The organism is Pseudomonas fluorescens (genome assembly GCF_902498065.1).
Classification (GTDB): domain Bacteria; phylum Pseudomonadota; class Gammaproteobacteria; order Pseudomonadales; family Pseudomonadaceae; genus Aquipseudomonas; species Aquipseudomonas fluorescens_BJ.
Window position 1 is genome coordinate 171121 of record NZ_CABVIR010000007.1, and the last position, 19854, is coordinate 190974.

At 60.6% G+C, this 19854-nt stretch carries 19 protein-coding genes; 13 read left to right on the top strand and 6 right to left on the bottom strand.

The features are described 5' to 3' along the window. Nucleotides 1-55: 55 nt before the first annotated feature. The 7 genes from mreC to tldD all read left to right on the top strand — a co-directional run bounded on the left by mreC (nt 56) and on the right by tldD (nt 10095). Nucleotides 56-1189: a rod shape-determining protein MreC gene (gene mreC, locus F8N43_RS22760; protein WP_150633240.1), complete on the top strand. Its 1134-nt coding sequence runs from the start codon at nt 56-58 to the stop codon at nt 1187-1189. Beyond that, nucleotides 1189-1680 (top strand): rod shape-determining protein MreD, encoded by a 492-nt coding sequence (gene mreD, locus F8N43_RS22765; RefSeq protein WP_150633241.1) that lies wholly within the window; start codon nt 1189-1191, stop codon nt 1678-1680. Before mreC ends, mreD begins: the two co-directional genes overlap by 1 nt. A 44-nt stretch (nt 1681-1724) precedes the next feature. Then, entirely contained in the window at nt 1725-2321 is a 597-nt protein-coding gene (locus F8N43_RS22770; protein WP_150633242.1) for a Maf family protein, read from the top strand. Nucleotides 2322-2378: 57 nt separating this feature from the next. Continuing rightward, nucleotides 2379-3836 (top strand): ribonuclease G, encoded by a 1458-nt coding sequence (gene rng, locus F8N43_RS22775; protein WP_010463355.1) that lies wholly within the window; start codon nt 2379-2381, stop codon nt 3834-3836. 75 nt (nt 3837-3911) lie between these two features. After that, nucleotides 3912-7715: a YhdP family protein gene (locus F8N43_RS22780; RefSeq protein ID WP_150654406.1), complete on the top strand. Its 3804-nt coding sequence runs from the start codon at nt 3912-3914 to the stop codon at nt 7713-7715. Between the two features lie 70 nt (nt 7716-7785). Beyond that, nucleotides 7786-8634 carry a carbon-nitrogen hydrolase family protein gene (locus tag F8N43_RS22785; protein ID WP_150633244.1) on the top strand — a complete coding sequence of 283 codons (849 nt, stop codon included), beginning with the start codon at nt 7786-7788 and terminating at the stop codon, nt 8632-8634. A gap of 18 nt (nt 8635-8652) precedes the next feature. Continuing rightward, nucleotides 8653-10095 carry a metalloprotease TldD gene (tldD, locus tag F8N43_RS22790; RefSeq protein WP_150633245.1) on the top strand — a complete coding sequence of 481 codons (1443 nt, stop codon included), beginning with the start codon at nt 8653-8655 and terminating at the stop codon, nt 10093-10095. Between the two features lie 48 nt (nt 10096-10143). On the opposite strand, the gene yjgA is transcribed toward tldD, so the two are convergent. Next, nucleotides 10144-10668, bottom strand: a complete 525-nt coding sequence (gene yjgA, locus F8N43_RS22795; protein WP_007901505.1) for a ribosome biogenesis factor YjgA — start codon at nt 10666-10668, stop codon at nt 10144-10146. Between the two features lie 108 nt (nt 10669-10776). Here yjgA and pmbA point away from each other — a divergent pair, with 108 nt between their 5' ends. From pmbA to F8N43_RS22825, 6 genes are all read left to right on the top strand, one after another. Then, a complete protein-coding gene (pmbA, locus tag F8N43_RS22800) occupies nt 10777-12123 on the top strand; it encodes a metalloprotease PmbA (RefSeq protein WP_150654407.1) in 1347 nt (448 codons plus the stop codon). Nucleotides 12124-12366: 243 nt separating this feature from the next. Continuing rightward, the gene (locus F8N43_RS22805; RefSeq protein WP_150654408.1) at nt 12367-12762 is read left to right on the top strand and encodes a FagA protein; all 396 of its coding nucleotides are present in this window, start codon (nt 12367-12369) and stop codon (nt 12760-12762) included. A gap of 152 nt (nt 12763-12914) precedes the next feature. Then, nucleotides 12915-14297 carry a class II fumarate hydratase gene (locus tag F8N43_RS22810; RefSeq protein WP_150654409.1) on the top strand — a complete coding sequence of 461 codons (1383 nt, stop codon included), beginning with the start codon at nt 12915-12917 and terminating at the stop codon, nt 14295-14297. Between the two features lie 27 nt (nt 14298-14324). Beyond that, nucleotides 14325-14756 (top strand): hypothetical protein, encoded by a 432-nt coding sequence (locus tag F8N43_RS22815; protein WP_150633249.1) that lies wholly within the window; start codon nt 14325-14327, stop codon nt 14754-14756. 1 nt (nt 14757) lies between these two features. After that, nucleotides 14758-15369, top strand: coding sequence for a superoxide dismutase (locus tag F8N43_RS22820; RefSeq protein WP_150633250.1), 612 nt, complete (start codon nt 14758-14760; stop codon nt 15367-15369). Nucleotides 15370-15399: 30 nt separating this feature from the next. Further along, nucleotides 15400-16293 carry a ZIP family metal transporter gene (locus tag F8N43_RS22825; RefSeq protein WP_150633251.1) on the top strand — a complete coding sequence of 298 codons (894 nt, stop codon included), beginning with the start codon at nt 15400-15402 and terminating at the stop codon, nt 16291-16293. A gap of 7 nt (nt 16294-16300) precedes the next feature. On the opposite strand, the gene F8N43_RS22830 is transcribed toward F8N43_RS22825, so the two are convergent. The 5 genes from F8N43_RS22830 to F8N43_RS22850 all read right to left on the bottom strand — a co-directional run bounded on the left by F8N43_RS22830 (nt 16301) and on the right by F8N43_RS22850 (nt 19805). After that, nucleotides 16301-16576 (bottom strand): HPr family phosphocarrier protein, encoded by a 276-nt coding sequence (locus F8N43_RS22830; RefSeq protein WP_150633252.1) that lies wholly within the window; start codon nt 16574-16576, stop codon nt 16301-16303. A gap of 15 nt (nt 16577-16591) precedes the next feature. After that, on the bottom strand, nt 16592-17449 hold the full coding sequence (gene rapZ / locus F8N43_RS22835; protein ID WP_150633253.1) for an RNase adapter RapZ: 858 nt from the start codon (nt 17447-17449) through the stop codon (nt 16592-16594). A 2-nt stretch (nt 17450-17451) separates the two neighbouring features. Further along, complete coding sequence (ptsN, locus tag F8N43_RS22840; protein WP_150654410.1) at nt 17452-17916, bottom strand: PTS IIA-like nitrogen regulatory protein PtsN; 465 nt, start codon at nt 17914-17916, stop codon at nt 17452-17454. A 12-nt stretch (nt 17917-17928) separates the two neighbouring features. Beyond that, nucleotides 17929-18237, bottom strand: coding sequence for a ribosome hibernation-promoting factor, HPF/YfiA family (gene hpf / locus F8N43_RS22845; protein WP_007941242.1), 309 nt, complete (start codon nt 18235-18237; stop codon nt 17929-17931). 74 nt (nt 18238-18311) lie between these two features. After that, nucleotides 18312-19805: an RNA polymerase factor sigma-54 gene (locus tag F8N43_RS22850; RefSeq protein ID WP_150639286.1), complete on the bottom strand. Its 1494-nt coding sequence runs from the start codon at nt 19803-19805 to the stop codon at nt 18312-18314. Nucleotides 19806-19854: the final 49 nt, after the last annotated feature.

The window sequence follows — 19854 nt, forward strand, 5'->3', positions numbered from 1 at the left end:
TCCAGGCCGGTCTGCCGTATGAATAAACAAAACATTTGCCTGGGAGGAGCGGCTTATTAAACCGCTTTTCACCAAAGGGCCTTCACTGGGCGTGCGCTTGTTGGTGCTGGTCGTGCTATCGGTCGCGCTGATGGTGGTCGATGCCCGCTTCACACTGCTCAAGCCAGTGCGTAGCCAGATGTCGCTGGTGTTGATGCAGTCTTACTGGATCACCGACCTGCCGCAGCGGCTATGGCAAGGTGTGGCCAGCCAGTTTGGCAGCCGTACCGAGCTGGTCGCCGAAAACGAAAAACTCAAGACCGAAAACCTGCTGCTGCAGGGGCGCATGCAAAAGCTTGCCGCCCTCACCGAGCAGAACGTTCGGCTGCGCGAGTTGCTTAATTCCTCCGCACTGGTCAACGAGAAGGTCGAAGTGGCCGAGTTGATCGGCATGGACCCTAATCCCTTCACCCATCGCATCATCATCAATAAAGGTGAGCGTGACGGTGTGGTGCTCGGTCAGCCGGTGCTCGATGCCCGCGGCCTGATGGGCCAGGTGGTCGAGTTGATGCCGTACACCTCCCGTGTGCTGTTGCTCACCGACACCACCCACAGCATCCCGGTGCAGGTGAACCGTAACGGTCTGCGAGCCATTGCCAGCGGCACCGGCAATCCGGAACGCCTGGAACTGCGTCACGTGGCCGACACGGCGGATATCAAGGAAGGCGATCTGCTGGTCAGCTCCGGTCTCGGCCAGCGATTCCCGGCGGGTTACCCGGTGGCGACGGTCAAGGAAGTGATTCACGATTCCGGCCAGCCGTTCGCCATTGTCCGCGCCGTACCGACCGCTGCATTGAACCGTAGCCGATACCTGTTGCTGGTGTTCAGCGACACCCGTACGCCGGAAGAGCGCGCAAACGACGCCGCCCAAGCCCAGGAAAGCCTCGATGCGCAAGGCGGTGGGCCAATCATTCCTGCCACCGTGCCGAAACCTGCTGCCGTGATTGCACCTGCCGTTGCAGCCCCTGCCGCTCCAGCGACTGCACCTGCCGCTGCGACCCCGGTCAAACCTGCTGCCGCACATCCTGCCGCCGCCAGGCCGCCCGCGACTGCGCCCGCCGCCAAACCACCGGCGACGCAACCCGCTGTCGTGAAGCCTGCTACCAAACCGCCTGTCTCTGCACCGGCTACCACTGGGGGAAGAGAATAATGGCCGGTGCTACCGCCTCCCGAAACGACTGGATGGTCTGGCTGACATTCGCCATCGGCATGTTGCTCAGCGTTTCGCCGCTGCCGCAGTTCATGGAAATCCTCCGTCCGCTCTGGCTCGCCTTGCTGCTCGCGTTCTGGGCGTTGGCATTGCCGCAGAAAGTCGGGATGGTCACTGCGTGGTGCCTGGGCCTGGCTGAAGATGTGCTCTACGGCACGTTGCTGGGCCAGAACGCGCTGATCCTGACGCTAATCACCTTCCTGGTGCTGTCGCTGCAACAGCGGCTGCGGATGTTCCCGATGTGGCAACAGAGCTTGGTGATCCTGGTGATCTTCGGCCTCGCACAGCTTGTTCAACTCTGGCTCAGCGCCTTGACCGGCAACCGTCAGCCCACGTTGGCGCTGGTCTTGCCGGCACTGGTCAGCGCGCTGCTCTGGCCGTGGATCAGCTTCGGTTTGCGTGGTCTGCGTCGACGCTACAAAATCAATTAAATCGGTCAGGCATTTGCCCATAACCTCGACAGGGAGATGTCTTGATGAAACCGCTTTATCTCGCCTCCGGCTCTCCGCGTCGGCGTGAACTGCTCACGCAGATCGGCGTGCCGTTCTCCGCCATCAGCGCGGACATCGACGAAACCCCTTTGAATCATGAATCGCCGTCGGCCTATGTCGAGCGCCTCGCGCGCGGCAAGGCTGAAGCCGGACGCGGCACGGTCGTGTCCGACGCAGCATTCTGCGTGCTGGGCGCCGATACCGCCGTGGTGCTCAACGGGAAAATTCTTGGCAAACCGGTGGACGAAGCCGACGCGTGCGCCATGCTTATGATGTTGGCAGGGCAAGAGCATGAAGTGCTGACCGCCATTGCCGTGCTTGACGGTGAGCGTTGCGAATCGCGTGTTGTACGCAGCCTGGTGCGTTTTCGCCCCATCGGCCGCGATGAAGCGGCGGCCTACTGGGCCAGCGGTGAACCGCAGGACAAGGCCGGCGGCTATGGCATTCAAGGACTGGGCGCGGTGTTTGTCGCCGGTCTCGATGGCAGCTACTCGGCGGTGGTCGGACTGCCGCTGTGCGAAACCGCTGAGCTGCTTGGCCATTTCGGCATACCCTGTTGGCAAACCCTTAACGCGCGCTGAGCGTCGTACTGACAAGATGCGGCCATTATCGTGAACATGCCTGAACGAGACCCTGCCATGAGTGAAGAGATCCTGATCAACATCACGCCGATGGAATCGCGCGTGGCGGTGGTTGAAAACGGTGTCCTGCAAGAGGTCCACGTCGAGCGTACGCAAAAGCGCGGGATCGTCGGAAACATCTATAAAGGCAAAGTCGTGCGGGTGTTGCCCGGCATGCAGGCGGCGTTCGTCGACATCGGTCTGGACCGCGCCGCGTTCATTCATGCCTCGGAAATTTCCCTGCGCGAAGGCCCGGCGGTCGAAAGCATCAGCGCGCTGGTCCATGAAGGCCAAAGCCTGGTAGTGCAAGTCACCAAGGACCCGATCGGTTCCAAAGGTGCGCGCCTGACCACACAACTTTCAATTCCTTCGCGTTACCTGGTGTACATGCCGCGTACTGCGCATGTCGGCATTTCGCTGAAGATCGAAGACGAAGCCGAGCGCGAGCGTCTCAAGCAAGTGGTTACCGATTGCGTGGCCAAAGAAGGCATCAAGGAAGCGGGTGGTTTTATCCTGCGTACCGCCGCCGAAGGCGCCGGGGCCGATGAAATCCTCATGGACATCCGTTACCTGCGCCGGCTCTGGGATCAGATCAACGAGCAGATCAAAACCATCGGCGCGCCGAGTGTCATCTACGAAGACCTCGGCCTGGCACTGCGCACCTTGCGCGACCTGGTCAGCCCGAAAATCGAGAAGATCCGCATCGACTCCCGGGAAACCTTCCAGAAAACCACGCAGTTCGTTGCCGAACTGATGCCGGAAATCGCGGATCGCCTGGAGCATTATCCGGGCGAGCGGCCGATCTTCGACCTGTACGGCGTCGAAGACGAAATCCAGAAAGCCCTTGAGCGCAAAGTGCCGCTGAAGTCTGGCGGTTACCTGGTGGTGGACCCGGCGGAAGCCATGAGCACCATCGATGTCAATACCGGGGCGTTCGTCGGTCATCGCAATCTCGAAGAAACCATCTTCAAGACCAACCTCGAAGCCGCGACCGCCATCGCTCGCCAGCTGCGCCTGCGCAACCTGGGCGGGATCATCATCATCGACTTCATCGACATGGAAGACGAAGAGCACCAGCGCCAGGTGCTGCGCACCCTGGAGAAACAACTGGAGCGCGACCACGCCAAGACCAACATCATCGGCATCACCGAGTTGGGCCTGGTGCAGATGACCCGCAAGCGCACCCGCGAAAGTCTCGAACAGGTGCTGTGCGAACCGTGCAGCAGTTGCCAGGGGCGCGGCAAGCTCAAGACGCCGGAAACGGTCTGCTACGAAATTTTCCGCGAAATCCTCCGTGAGGCTCGCGCCTATCAAGCGGAAGGCTATCGTGTATTGGCGAACCAGAAAGTCGTCGACCGTTTGCTCGATGAAGAGTCGGGCAACGTCGCCGAACTCGAAGGTTTTATCGGACGCACCATTCGGTTCCAGGTGGAAACCATGTATTCCCAGGAACAATACGACGTGGTGCTGCTCTGAATCGCTGTATTTGCACCCGACTAGAACAGCTGGCCTCAGCTTTTTGCAGTACTTTTGCCATGGGAGCCAACTGACATGGACCGTCTGACACGCATTTTGGCCGCACTGACCCGCTGGGGTCTGGGCCTGTGCGCGTTGGCTTTGGTGCTGATGGCACTTTACGTCAGTCTCGGTCGCGAGCTGACACCGCTGGTGGCCGAGTACCGGGCCGAAGTCGAAACCAAAGCCGGCGCTGCCTTGGGCATGCCGCTGCACATCGGTGAGCTGGAAGGTAACTGGAGCGGCTTCGCGCCGATTATGCTGGCTCACGACGTGATGGTCGGCGAGGGCGCCAATGCCCTGCGCCTGGATCAGGTGCGCGCGGTGCCGGACCTCTGGGCCAGCCTGCTGGCCCGCGAAGTGCGCATCGCTCATCTGGAGCTCAACGGTCTGAAGATCAGCCTCAAGGAAGGCGAGGACGGTCGTTGGGCGCTGGAAGGCTTGCCGGTGCAGCAGGATCAGCCACTGGATCCGGAACAACTGCTCAATCGCATGCAGATGGTCCAGCAGTTGTCGGTGCTCGACAGCCAGGTGACCTTGCAGCCACTGGATCACCCGCCGCTGACCTTGACGTACGTTGGCCTGAATCTGAAAACCGGCGTTTCCCGGCAGCGCCTCGATGCGCGGCTGACCCTGCCCGACGGGCAGCCGGTCGCCATGAGTGTGCGCACCCGCATTCGCGCCAGCCAGTGGCAGGACGGCGCAGCGGATGCGTACCTGAGCCTGCCGCAAAGCGACTGGTCGAAATGGCTGCCCGAACGCGTGACCCGGCAGTGGAACTTCTCCGAGTTCAAGGCCGGCGGCGAACTCTGGGTCAACTGGGATAAAGGCGCTCTGCAAAGCGGCGCGATCCGTTTGAACGCGCCTCAGCTCAAGGGCGCTTACGCCGAGCGCAAGCCGATCCAGATCAACAATCTGGCGCTGAACGGCTTCTTCCAGCGCGGCACCGAAGGCATCCTGGTGACCCTGGACTCCCTGGCGATGAACTTTGGCGAAACGCGCTGGGAATCGCACCTGCAACTCAAACAGAGCCTGGCGACTGACAAGGCCGAAGAACTCTGGCATCTGCAAGCCGACCGTCTCGACCTCACCCCGCTGACCCCGCTGCTGAATGCCCTGGGGCCATTGCCCGAAGGTGTTGCCACCGCCGTCGAGCGGCTCAAGGTGACCGGTGGTTTACGCAACGTGCTGATGGACTTCCGGCCCAACGCCACCGACGACAGTAAGATCAGCTTCGCCGCCAACCTCGATCGGGTGGGTTTTGACGCCTATCACGGCGCGCCGGCGGCGAGAAATGTCAGTGGCAGCATCAGTGGTGACCTCGGCCATGGCGAGTTGCGCATGGACAGCAAGGATTTTTCCCTGCATCTGGACCCTATTTTCGCCAAGCCATGGCAATACATTCAGGCCAACGCCCGGCTGACCTGGAAGCTCGACAAAGAAGGTTTCACCCTGATCGCGCCGTACCTGAAGGTGCTGGGCGAGGAGGGCAAGATTGCCGGCGATTTCCTGATCCGCCTGCATTTCGATCACACCCAGGAAGATTACATGGACCTGCGGGTCGGTCTGGTGGAGGGCGATGGCAAATACACCGCCAAGTACCTGCCGCAAGTGCTCAGCCCGGCGCTGGATGAATGGTTGCGTACAGCGATTCTCAAGGGAGCGGTGGACGAGGGCTTCTTCCAGTATCAGGGCTCGCTGAATCATGGCGCCGCCGACACCGCCCGCAGCATCAGCCTGTTCTTCAAGGTGCACGATGCCGAGCTGGCGTTCCAGCCAGGCTGGCCGTCTGTGAGCAAGGTCTCGGGCGACGTGTTCATCGAAGACAGCGGCGTGCGCATTCTGGCCAGCCAAGGCCAGTTGCTCAACACGCAGGTCAGCGACATCTACGTCAATATTCCCCACGTGCCTGCCGGGCAAACCACCCATCTGTTCCTCGACGGCGCGTTCGCCGGCGGGTTGGGCGATGGCGTGAAAATTCTGCAGGAAGCGCCGATCGGCACCGCCGCGACCTTCGCTGGATGGGAAGGCGAGGGCGATCTGCAAGGCAAATTGAAACTGGATATTCCACTGGTCAAAGGCGAGCAACCGAAAATTCTCGTCGACTTCAAGACGGCCAAGGCACGTTTGAAGTTGGCCGAGCCACCGCTGGAGCTGACTCAGCTCAAGGGCGATTTCCGTTTCGACAGCGACAAAGGTTTGAGCGGCCAGAACATCACGGCGCGAGCGTTTGACAAACCGGTCAGCGCCCAGATTTTCGCCGACGGCAGGCCGGGCAACATCAAGACACGCGTCACCGCTTCAGGCCAGGTCGAGGTCAAGAAGCTGACCGATTGGCTGAGCGTCACGCAGCCGTTGCCGGTGTCCGGCCTGATCCCGTATCAACTGCAACTGAACCTGGACGGCGCAGACAGCCAGTTGATGGTCAATTCCAGCCTCAAAGGCGTGGCCGTCGACTTGCCGGCGCCGTTCGGCATGACGGCCGACGTCGGGCGCGACACGACGTTCCGCATGACCCTGCAGGGGCAGGAGCGGCGTTACTGGGTCAAATACGGCGAGTTGGCGAGCTTCACGTTTGCAGCACCGCCGGGCAATTTTGCCGACGGTCGCGGCGAACTGTTCCTCGGCGGCGGCGAAGCCGTGTTACCCGGCGCCAAAGGTCTGCGGGTGCGCGGGGTGCTGTCGGAACTGGATGTCGGCCCGTGGAAGGATCTGGTCGACAAGTATGCCGGCCAGGATCCGGGCGGCAGCGCCAAGCAGTTGCTCAGCAGCGCGGATTTCAAGGTTGGCAAGCTCAGCGGCATCGGTACCACGCTGGGTCAGGCCTCGGTGCAGTTGAACCGCAAGCCGACCGCGTGGGCCTTGCAGCTCGACAGCCAGCAGGTCAAGGGCACCGCCGTTATCCCCGATGCGAAAGCCGCTCCGATTGCGATCAATCTGCAATACGTGCGTTTGCCGGCGCCGGATCCGACTGTACTGGCCGATGAAAACTCGCCGGATCCGTTGGTGACCGTGGACCCGACAAAGATCCCGGCACTGGATATCACCATCAATCAACTGTTCCAGGGGCAGGATTTGGTCGGGGGCTGGTCGCTGAAAGTGCGCCCGACCGCCAAGGGCATCGCGCTCAATACGCTGGATCTGGGCCTCAAGGGCATTCTCTTGCAGGGCAGCGGCGGCTGGGAAGGTGTGCCCGGCTCCTCCACCAGTTGGTACAAAGGTCGAATCAGCGGCAAGAATCTGGCTGACGTTTTGAAAGGCTGGGGCTTTGCGCCCAGTGTCACCAGCGAAGAGTTTCATATGGATGTCGACGGCCGCTGGCCCGGTTCGCCGGCCTGGCTGGCGACCAAGCGTTTCTCCGGGACGCTGGATGCGTCGCTGAATAAAGGCCAGTTCGTTGAAGTCGAGGGTGGTGCTCAGGCGTTGCGGGTGTTTGGCCTGCTCAACTTCAACTCCATCGGCCGACGCTTGCGGCTGGATTTTTCCGATCTGTTTGGCAAAGGCTTGAGTTACGACCGGGTCAAGGGCCTGCTGGTCGGGACCAACGGCGTTTACGTGACCCGTGAGCCGATTCTGTTGACCGGCCCGTCGAGTAATATCGAGCTCAATGGCACGCTGGATCTGGTGGGTGATCAGGTCGATGCGAAACTGCTGGTGACCTTGCCGGTCACCAACAACCTGCCGATTGCCGCGCTGATCGTCGGCGCACCGGCTATCGGCGGGGCGCTGTTCCTGATCGACAAGCTTATCGGCGACCGCGTGGCGCGTTTCGCCAGCGTGAAGTACACCGTCAAAGGCCCGTGGAAAGAGCCGAAAATCACCTTCGACAAACCTTTTTGACGCGCTTTTTCAGAACCCACACGCCAAGCCTATGGAGTAGCATGGACGCCTGTCTATTCAGGAGCGCGCCATGTCTGTAGCGGTAATTCAAATGGTCAGCCAGAGCGACGTGCTGGCCAATCTGGCCCAGGCCCGGCGCCTGCTTGAGCAGGCGGCAGCCGCTGGCGCGGTACTGGCCGTGCTGCCGGAAAACTTTGCCGCCATGGGCCGTCATGACATCGCCGACATCGGTCGCGCCGAGGCATTGGGCGACGGTCCGATCCTGCCATGGTTGAAACAGACCGCCCGCGACCTCAAGTTATGGATAGTGGCCGGCACATTGCCGTTGCCGCCGGTGGATCAGCCGACGGCGAAAGTGCATGCCTGCTCACTGCTGGTCAATGATCAGGGCGAGACGGTGGCACGCTACGACAAGCTCCATTTGTTCGATGTGGACGTGGCGGACAATCGCGGGCGTTATCGGGAGTCCGACGACTATGCTTATGGCAGTGGCGTGGTGGTCGCGGACACGCCCGTCGGTCGCGTCGGCCTGACCGTATGCTACGACCTGCGCTTCCCCGAGCTGTACAGCGAATTGCGCGCTGCCGGTGCGGAGTTGATTACCGCGCCGTCGGCCTTTACTGCGGTGACTGGCGCGGCGCATTGGGATGTACTGATTCGCGCGCGGGCCATCGAGACCCAGTGTTATGTGCTCGCGGCTGCCCAGGGTGGCACGCATCCGGGACCGCGAGAAACGTATGGCCATGCTGCAATTGTCGACCCATGGGGTCGGGTGCTGGCGCAACAGGATCAAGGCGAGGCCGTGCTGCTGGCCGAACGCGATAGCAGCGAACAGGCGTCCATCAGGGCGCGGATGCCGGTGTCGAGTCACCGGCGCTTTTTCTCGCAGGGCGCCCGGCGACCTGCCTCAGAACGATGAATTTAAGGCGTAAAGCATATGAGCGAGTTGTTGTCCTCAGTCAGTGAACACCTCCTGGCGCCCGGCGGCGTCACCATCGAGAGTCTGCAAGGTGTGCTCGGCGATCTGGCCGGCCCGGGCATCGATGCCGCCGACCTGTATTTCCAGGGGCAGATTTCCGAGTCCTGGGCGCTGGAAGACGGCATCGTCAAGGAAGGCAGCTTCAACCTCGATCAGGGTGTTGGCGTGCGGGCGCAATCGGGTGAGAAAACCGGATTTGCCTACAGCAATGCAATCACCCTCGAAGCCTTGGGCGCGGCGGCCCGTGCGGCGCGCTCGATCTCCCGCGCCGGACAGAACGGCACGGTGCAGGCCTTCACCACTCAGGACGTCGCCCAGTTATACGGACCGGACAACCCGCTGGAAGTGCTGACCCGTGCCGAAAAAGTCGAATTGCTCAAACGCATCGACGTCGCCACCCGCGCCCTCGACCCGCGTATTCAGCAAGTCACGGTCAGCATGGCCGGCGTCTGGGAGCGCATTCTTGTCGCTTCGACCGACGGCAGCCTGGCGGCGGATGTGCGGCCGCTGGTGCGCTTCAATGTCAGCGTGATCGTCGAGCAGAACGGTCGCCGCGAGCGCGGTGGTCATGGCGGTGGCGGTCGGACCGATTACCGTTATTTCCTCGCCGAAGACCGTGCCATGGGCTACGCCCGTGAGGCGCTGCGTCAGGCATTGGTCAACCTTGAAGCCATCCCTGCGCCGGCCGGTACCTTGCCGGTTGTATTGGGGTCGGGCTGGTCCGGCGTGCTGCTGCACGAAGCGGTCGGCCATGGTCTGGAAGGCGATTTCAACCGCAAGGGCAGCTCGGCTTACAGTGGCCGTATGGGCGAGATGGTTGCGTCCAAGCTTTGCACCATCGTCGATGATGGCACGTTGGCCGGTCGTCGCGGTTCGCTGAGTGTCGACGACGAAGGCACGCCGACCGAATGCACCACACTGATCGAAAACGGCGTACTCAAAGGTTACATGCAGGACAAGCTCAACGCGCGCCTGATGGGCGTGGCCCGCACGGGTAACGGTCGTCGCGAATCCTACGCGCACCTGCCGATGCCGCGCATGACCAACACTTACATGCTCGCGGGTGAAAGTGATCCGGCAGAAATCATCGCCTCGGTGAAGCGCGGGATTTACTGCGCCAACCTCGGCGGCGGTCAGGTGGACATCACCAGCGGCAAGTTCGTGTTCTCTACCAGCGAAGCGTATTTGATCGAAGACGGCAAGATTACTGCCCCGGTCAAAGGCGCGACGTTGATCGGCAACGGGCCGGAAGCCATGAGCAAGGTGTCGATGGTCGGAAACGATCTGGCGCTGGACAGCGGCGTGGGGACGTGTGGCAAGGATGGGCAGTCGGTGCCGGTGGGTGTCGGCCAGCCAACGCTGAAAATCGATGCGATCACTGTGGGTGGCACAGGATCGTAAGGGATGGAGCGTCGGGTGAGCCGCGTGACGACTCACCCGAGAAGGGACTTAACGCAAGCCGCGTTGAGTCTCGTCCAGCTCACGGATGTACTTGAAGATTTTACGGCTCGATGCTGGAGGCTTATTGGTCGCCAGTTCGTGCTGGGCCTGACGGATCAGGGAGCGCAACTGCTGACGATCAGCTTCCGGGTAGTCGAGCACGAACTTCTCCAGGACTGCATCGTCGCCCGCGATCAAGCGATCGCGCCAGCGTTCCAGACCATGGAAACGTTCGTTGTACTGCCGTGTGGAGGCATCGAGTTGATCGAGCAAAGTCAGAATGGCGTCAGTGTCCTGATCGCGCATCAGTTTGCCGATGAACATGAGATGCCGTTTACGCGCGATATTCGCGGTGTGCTTGGGCGCATCGGCCAGGGCCCGGCGCATAGCGTCGGTCAATGGCAGTTTTGCCAGCAAGTCAGGCTTGAGCGTTGTAAGGCGCTCGCCGAGGTCAACCAGAGCATGCAGCTCGCGTTTAACCTGGGATTTGCTTTTTTCTCCCGTATCGAGGGAGTCGTCGTAAGAATCAACCATGGTGGCCGTCCGCAAAGAAACGCCGCCATGATAACCAGTCGGGGGCCGCTTGTCCGGCCCGGTCGCTCGAAGGCCTTTACCGAAAGCAGAATTTGAGTGGAGAACAGCATGAGTGCAGTTGAAAGCGTCGGCCCACAAGCGTTGCCGGCACTGCAAGAACAAGTCGAGCAGATCATTGCTGAAGCCAAGCGTCAGGGCGCCAGTGCCTGTGAAGTGGCGGTGTCCCTGGAGCAGGGACTGTCCACATCGGTGCGCCAGCGTGAGGTCGAAACCGTCGAATTCAACCGCGATCAGGGCTTTGGCATCACGTTGTACGTCGGGCAGCGCAAGGGTTCGGCCAGCACGTCGGCCAGCGGTCCTGAAGCGATTCGTGAAACCGTCGCTGCAGCGCTGGCCATTGCCAAGCACACCTCCGAAGACGAAGCGTCGGGCCTGGCGGACGCCGCGCTGATGGCCAAGGATCTGCAGGATTTCGACTTGTTCCACCAATGGGACATCACGCCGGAGCAAGCCATCGAGATGGCACTGAGCTGTGAGGCCGCGGCATTTTCCGCCGACAGTCGCATCAAGAATGCCGATGGCACCACCCTCAGCACGCATCAGGGCTGTCGCGTATACGGCAACAGCCACGGTTTTATCGGCGGTTATGCATCGACTCGTCACAGCCTGAGCTGCGTCATGATCGCCGAAGCCGATGGCCAGATGCAGCGCGATTACTGGTACGACGTGAATCGCCAGGGCAGCTTGCTGGCCGACCCGGCGAGCATCGGCCAGCGTGCCGCGCAAAGGGCGGCGAGCCGTCTGGGCGCGCGTCCGGTGCCGACCTGTGAAGTGCCGGTGCTGTTCTCCGCTGAACTGGCGGGTGGCTTGTTCGGAAGTTTCCTCTCGGCGATTTCCGGCGGCAGCCTGTATCGCAAATCGTCGTTCCTTGAAGGCACGCTGGGTCAGAAGCTGTTCCCGGAATGGCTGACCATCGATGAACGCCCGCACTTGATGCGCGCCATGGGCAGTTCGGCGTTCGATGGCGATGGTCTGGCGACCTACGCCAAACCGTTCGTCGAAAAAGGTGAGCTGGTGTCCTACATCCTCGGCACCTATTCCGGTCGCAAGCTCGGCATGCCGAGCACGGCCAACGCGGGCGGCGTGCACAACCTGTTCGTCACCCATGGCGATGAAGATCAAGCGGCCTTGCTCCGCCGTATGGGCCGTGGCTTGCTGGTCACCGAGCTCATGGGCCAGGGCCTGAACATGGTCACGGGTGATTACTCCCGCGGCGCGGCGGGTTACTGGGTCGAGAACGGCGAAATCCAGTTTGCGGTCCAGGAAGTCACCATCGCCGGCAACATGCGCGACATGTTCAAGCAGATCGTCGCCGTGGGTAATGACCTGGAATTGCGCAGTAACATTCGCACGGGTTCGGTGTTGATCGAGCGGATGACTGTCGCCGGTAGCTAAACACTTACGGCAACACAAAAGGCGCGCCACCCATTGGGTGGCGCGCCTTTTTTATTGGGTTCGTGCAGACCCTGTGGGCGTGGGCTTGCCCGCGATGGCGGTGTGTCAGGCGCCCGGTATGTTGGATGTACTTGCCTCATCGCGGGCAAGCCCGCTCCCACAATGTACTCAGAGTGTCTCTGGGCTTGTGTTGGTTATCATTATCATATAATAATAAATCTCATTACCGAATGAGCCCGGATCATGAGTTCTGCCTTGTACGAGCAGCCTTACCTCGAAAGCTGGCGCTGGATGAGTCGCCAGATCCGTTGCGGGATGGACCCTGACGAGCCTCGCCTGATCGAACACTACTTGGCCGAAGGCCGGTATCTGGCGTGTTGTACCGCGACGTCCCCTTGGACCATCGCCGAAACCTCTTTCCGATTGCTGCTCGACACTGCCGCCGATGTCGCGCTGCCCTGGCACTGGCGAACCTATTGCCTGGACCAGGCGTGGCGCCCGCTGCGCGAACTCGAACGCCTCTCCCTCTGCAAGTGCCGCCTCAAGCGCTGGCAAAGCTACACCTGGCAACTGGCGACCTGCGAGTTGCAGCCCTCGATACCTCTCATAGAACTGGTGCAAGGATTTTCTGATGAGTAGGGTCTGCCATCCGTTATTTCCTATGCCGCGCCGGGCCTGCTGTGGTGCAGGGCCAGACTGCGTTGCAGTCCTTGGCAAGGGAACAACCATTACCAGCGGACTGCGCCTTGCCTGGCCCGCTTTCATACGCAACGCGACATAGGAAATAACGGATGGCAGACCCTAAGACTCGTATTGAGCGCGACAGCATGGGCGAACTCCAGGTCCCGATGGACGCCCTCTACGGCGCACAGACCCAGCGTGCGGTGAACAATTTCCCGATCAGTGGCAAGCCGATGCCGATGCAGTTCATCCGCGCACTGATCCTGGCCAAGGCCGCCGCCGCGCGAGCCAACGTCGAACTCAGGCAGATCAGCGAATCCCAGGGCAACGCCATCGTTGAGGCATCACTGGGCTTGCTTCAGGACGATTTCATGCAGCACTTCCCGGTGGATATTTTCCAGACCGGTTCCGGCACCAGTTCCAACATGAATGCCAACGAAGTGATTGCGACCCTGGCCAGCCGTCTGCTTGGCGAGCCGGTGAACCCCAATGATCACGTCAATTGCGGCCAGAGCAGCAACGACATCATCCCGACCACCATTCACGTCAGCGCTGCGCTGGCGTTGCATGAACAATTGCTGCCGGCACTGGTGCGTCTGGTGCAGGTGATCGAGCACAAGGCCGAAGAGGTTCATCACCACGTCAAAACCGGTCGCACTCACTTGATGGATGCGATGCCAGTGCGCATGAGCCAGGTGCTCAACGGTTGGGCGCAACAACTGAAGGCCAACATCGGCCATCTGCAGGATCTGCTGCCGAGCCTGCAGTCCCTGGCTCAGGGCGGTACGGCGGTGGGCACCGGTATCAATGCGCATCCAGAATTCGCCAGACTTTTCAGCCAGCAGCTGACCAGATTGACTCAGGTGCAATTCACGCCGGGCACCGATTTGTTCGCTCTGATCGGCTCTCAGGACACCGCCGTTGCGCTCTCCGGGCAGCTGAAAACCTCCGCTGTATCGCTGATGAAAATCGCCAACGACCTGCGCTGGATGAACTCCGGTCCACTGGCCGGCCTCGGCGAAATCGAACTTGAAGCCTTGCAGCCGGGCTCGTCGATCATGCCCGGCAAGGTCAATCCGGTGATCCCGGAGGCCACCGCGATGGTCGCCGCCCAAGTGATCGGCAATGACACGGTGATCACCATCGCCGGCCAGTCGGGCAATTTCGAGCTGAACGTGATGCTGCCGATCATCGCCCAGAACCTGCTGAGCAGCATTGAATTGCTGGCCAACTCCAGCCACTTGTTGGGTGAAAAGGCTATCGCCAGCTTCAAGGTCAACGAAGCCAGGCTCAAGGAAGCGCTGTCGCGCAACCCGATTCTGGTCACGGCACTCAACCCGATCATTGGTTACCAAAACGCTGCGGAGATCGCCAAGAAGGCTTATCAGCAGGGCCGGCCGGTGATCGATGTCGCTCTGGAACACACTGACCTGTCGCGCAGCCAACTGGAAGAGTTGCTCAATCCGGAAAAGCTCACCGCAGGCGGCGTGTAATCACCGCAACCGCTTTGGAGGCTCACCATGGAGCACTGGAAACGCACGATCGAAAGAGCAAACCGCTGTTTCATGCTGGGCGAATACGTCGATGCTCGCGAGGCTTACTTGCAAGCATTGGCCCTGGCCCAGGTGTTGTTCGAGCGCTGGGCGGATGCCGACGAAGCGGTGGCGGCCTGCGTGATTTCCCATCACAACCTGGCGGACCTGCATTTGCGTCTGAACCAGCCGGAGGAGAGCGCCGAATACCTGTGCGCCATCCACCAACGGTTGTTGAAGACTATGCAGGACCCGCGACTGGCGCCGGCATTGCGTGAAGCCGCGCTGCGTCAGAGCAGCAAAACCTACGTTGAACTGTTGAATTTCATCAGCGAGCACGGCGAATACCCGCGCACTCATCGTTTACTGCACATCGATGCCGCGTCGTCCCCTGCGCCTCTACACCATGGAGTCCACTGAAATGGCTTTTAGCTTGCCTGTCTTGCCGTACGCCTACGATGCCCTGGAACCGCATATCGATGCGCAGACCATGGAAATCCACTACACCAAGCATCACCAGACCTACATCAATAACCTTAACGCTGCCGTCGAAGGCACCGAGTTTGCCGAGTGGCCGGTGGAAAAACTGGTGGCTGCCGTTCAGCAACTGCCGGAAAAACTCCGCGCGGCGGTGATCAATCAGGGTGGCGGTCATGCCAACCATTCGCTGTTCTGGGAAGTCATGGTGCCCAACGGCGGCGGTCAGCCGGTCGGCGAATTGGCCAAGGCCATCGAGGAGCAGTTGGGCGGCCTCGACCGTTTCAAGGAAGCGTTCACCAAAGCCGCGCTGACCCGTTTCGGCAGCGGCTGGGCCTGGCTGAGTGTGACGCCGCAAAAGAGGCTGGTCGTTGAAAGCAGCGGCAACCAGGACAGCCCCTTGATGAACGGCAATACGCCGATTCTGGGGTTGGATGTCTGGGAGCATGCCTATTACCTGCAGTATCAAAACCGCCGTCCCGAATACATCAACGCGTTTTACAACGTGATCAATTGGCCCGAAGTCGCTGCGCGCTATCAGGCTGCACTGGTTTAAGTCTTCTAGAAAAACAATCCTGGGCTGACTATGGGCACTGAAACACTGGCGATCGGAAGTGGGCGGATGTTTCGTTACGCGTTTGGGTCGCTGTTACTGCTGGCGGGCATGAGCTTGTTGGTCGCGCATGGGCTCGCGTGGCTGGATCTCGAGCCGAAACTGCTGCGCGCGTTGCAAGGCGGGGCGATTTGCGCCTTGGGCACGGCCTTGGGCGCGGTGCCGGTGCTGGTGATTCGACGCATGCCTCAGGCGGTCAGCGATTCGCTACTCGGCTTTGGCGCCGGGGTTATGCTCGCCGCAACGGCATTTTCGCTGATTGTTCCGGGCATTGCCGCCGCTGAAAGCCTGGGACTGACACCTTGGACGGCCAGCGGGCTGATCAGTTTCGGCATCATGCTTGGCGCGTTCGGGCTGTATCTGGTGGATCGAAAGGTTTCCGGTGCTTCGCCGGAAATGCTCGTCGGCACGCTGGAGCGGCCGGTTATTCCGCCACGGATCTGGTTGTTCGTGTTTGCCATCATTGCCCACAACATTCCTGAAGGCATGGCGGTCGGTGTCTCGGCGGGTGGCGGCATGCCCGACGCCGACAGCCTGGCGATGGGCATTGCCTTGCAGGATGTGCCGGAAGGATTGGTGATTGCGTTGGTGTTGGCCGGGGCAGGGATGTCGCGGGTCAAGGCGTTCCTGATCGGCGCGGCATCAGGGTTGGTCGAACCGGTCTTTGCGCTGTTGTGCGCCTGGCTGGTGAGCCTTGCCGAGTTGCTCTTGCCGTTGGGGCTGGCGCTGGCGGCTGGGGCCATGCTGCTGGTGGTCACGCATGAAGTCATTCCCGAGTCGCGCCGCAATGGTCACGACAAGCTTGCCAGCCTTGGGCTGCTGATCGGGTTTTGTCTGATGATGGTGATGGATACAGCGCTCGCCTAGGCGAGCGTTATTCGCCTTCGTCGAAGAAGTTGTTGATCAGCGCGACCAGCGCGTCCAGCGCTTCCTGTTCCTGCTCGCCTTCCGTGCTCAGATGGATTTTGGTGCCTTTGCCTGCAGCCAGCATCATCATGGCCATGATGCTTTTGCCGTCGACCGTGGACTGCGGCGTGCGTCCTACCCTGATCGTGCAATCCTTGAACTGACCGGCCACGCCGACGAACTTGGCGGAAGCGCGGGCATGCAGGCCCAGCTTGTTGATGATTTCGATTTCCAGAGCAGGCATCGCGATGTGAATCCTTTAGCTGAGGTCGCGGTGGCGGACCTGGACGTTCTTCAGGGATTTTTGCAGGACCTGGCCCAGACGTTCGGTCAGGTAGACGGAGCGGTGATGCCCGCCGGTGCAGCCAATGGCAATGGTGACATAAGCGCGGTTGCTGGCGGCAAAGCGGGGCAGCCATTTGAGCAGGTACGTGGAAATGTCCTGGAACATCTCCTCGACGTCCGGCTGGGCCGCCAGGTACTCGGCAACCGGTTGATCAAGCCCGGACTGCTCGCGCAGCTCCGGCTTCCAATAGGGGTTGGGCAGGCAACGCACATCGAACACCAGATCGGCGTCCACCGGCATGCCGCGTTTGAATCCGAACGACTCCACCAAAAACGCAGTACCGGGTTCCGGTTGGTTCAGCAGGCGCAACTTGATGGTATCGCGCAACTGATACAGGTTCAGGTTGGTGGTATTGACCTTGAGATCGGCGAGGTCGGCAATCGGCCCGAGCAGGTTGGTTTCATCGTTGATCGCCTCGGCCAGCGAGCGGTTGGCGCTGCTCAACGGGTGACGACGGCGAGTTTCCGAAAAACGCTTCAGCAAGGTTTCTTCGTCGGCGTCCAGGTACAGGACATCGCATTGGATATGTCGGCTGCGAACTTCTTCGAGCAGTTCCGGAAACCGGCTCAAGTGGCTCGGCAAGTTGCGCGCGTCAATGGAGACGGCCACCAGCGGCTGCGCAAGTTCGGTGTGGATCAGCGCGCGCTCGGCCAGTTCCGGCAACAACCCGGCAGGCAGGTTGTCGATGCAGTAATAGCCGTTGTCTTCGAGAACATCGAGCGCGGTACTTTTACCTGAGCCGGAGCGGCCACTGACGATGATCAAACGCATGATTACTGCCCGTTTTGCTCGTTCAGGACAACCTGATACAAGGCTTCATTGCTCGGAGCGCTGCGCAGTTTTTCGCGCACTTCCTTGCGATCGAGCATGCTGGCGATCTGGCGCAGTAGCTCCAGGTGCGCATCGGTAGCGGCTTCCGGGACCAGCAGAACGAACAGCAGGTCAACCGGTGCGCCATCGATGGCGTCGAAATCGATGGGAGCGTCCAGGTGCATCAAGGCACTGATGGGCGAGATACAGCCTTTGAGGCGGCAGTGAGGAATGGCGATGCCGTTGCCAAAACCGGTCGAGCCGAGTTTTTCACGGGCAATCAACGCCTCGAAGACAACTTGCATCTCCAGATCCGGCACTTCCCGGGCGATCAGGTTGGCAATTTGCTCGAGGGCTTTCTTTTTGCTGCCGCCCGGCACGTTCACGAGGGAACGGCCGGGGGTCAGGATGCTTTCAAGTCGGATCATGGGTTGGGAGTGTTAACGACCGGTCGCGCCCTGGAGGAGGCTCTGGGTCTTTTCCTTATGCTTTTTGAGTTGTTTATCCAGCTTGTCGGTCAATGCGTCGATCGCCGCGTACATATCGGTATGTTCCGCGTTGGCGACCACTTCATTGCCGGGAATATGCAGCGTGGCTTCGATTTTCTGCTTCAGCTTTTCGACCGTCATCGTGACCTGCACGTTGGTGATCTTGTCGAAATGCCTCTCTAACCGTTCGAGTTTTTCGCCGATGTAGGTGCGAAGAGGTTCGGTCACTTCCAGTTGGTGTCCACTGATGTTGACTTGCATACAGCTTCTCCTTCGTTGCCAGTGCATAAAGCGGTAGACCAGATGATCTACCACTGGAACGCTGTGGCGTGGCTCTACATCAACCGCTTGCGTTCGCTCGAAGGCGCGATCCCGAGGGATTCGCGGTACTTGGCGACGGTGCGGCGAGCCACCTGAATGCCTTGTGCCTCCAGTAAACCAGCGATCTTGCTGTCACTCAACGGCTTTTTCTGATTTTCAGCGGCAACCAGTTTTTTGATGATCGCGCGGATCGCTGTGGACGAGCATTCACCGCCTTCGGAGGTGCTGACGTGGCTGGAGAAAAAGTACTTCAGCTCATATATGCCCCGAGGGGTATGCATGAATTTTTGTGTGGTCACCCGCGAAATCGTCGATTCGTGCATGCCCACCGCTTCGGCGATGTCATGCAGTACCAACGGCTTCATCGCTTCGTCGCCGTATTCCAGAAAACCGCGCTGATGCTCGACGATCTGGGTGGCAACTTTCATCAGGGTTTCGTTGCGGCTTTGCAGGCTCTTGATGAACCAGCGGGCTTCTTGCAACTGATTGCGCATGAAGGTGTTGTCGGCGCTGGTGTCGGCGCGGCGCACAAAACCGGCATATTGGGCATTGACCCGCAGCCGTGGCACCGACTCCTGATTCAGTTCGACCAGCCAGCGCTCGTTGTCTTTGCGCACGATCACGTCGGGTACGACGTACTCGGCTTCACTGGATTCGATCTGCGAGCCAGGGCGCGGGTTGAGGCTCTGGACCAGTTCGATCACCTGGCGCAGTTCATCTTCCTTGAGCTTCATGCGGCGCATCAGCTGGCTGTAGTCACGGCTGCCGAGCAAATCAATGTAATCGCTGACCAGGCGCTTGGCCTCGGCCAGCCAAGGTGTCTTGGCCGGCAGCTGGCGCAATTGCAGCAGCAGACATTCACCCAGGTTGCGGGCTCCGATGCCGGCAGGTTCGAATTGCTGGATGCGATGCAGGACGGCTTCGATCTCGTCCAGTTCGATGTCGAGTTCAGGGTCGAAGGCTTCGAGGATTTCCTCGAGGGTTTCGTCCAGGTAACCCTGGTTGTTGATGCAATCGATCAGGGTTACGGCGATCAGGCGATCGGTGTCGGACATCGGCGCCAGGTTCAGCTGCCACAGCAGGTGGCTTTGCAGGCTCTCACCGGCGGATGTACGGGTAGTGAAGTCCCACTCGTCGTCATCGTTGCTCGGCAGGCTGCTGGCGCTGGTTTGGTAGACATCTTCCCAGGCGGTGTCGACGGGCAGCTCGTTGGGAATGCGCTCGTTCCAGTCACCTTCCTCGAGGTTGTCCACCGTTGGGGCGGTTTCCTGGTAGGAGGGTTCCGAGACGTCGGCATTGGGTTGCTGTTCGGCTTTGTCGGCCAAGGGGTCGGCGTTATCGAAGTCGTCGCCTTCTTCCTGGCGTTCGAGCATCGGATTGGACTCCAGGGCCTCCTGGATTTCCTGTTGCAGGTCCAGGGTCGACAATTGGAGCAGGCGGATGGCCTGTTGCAGCTGCGGTGTCATCGTCAGCTGCTGGCCCATTCTCAAGACTAGCGATGGTTTCATGGCAGGGGCTAAACACCTTATTCGCCGGCGCGCATGCGCCATCCACTAC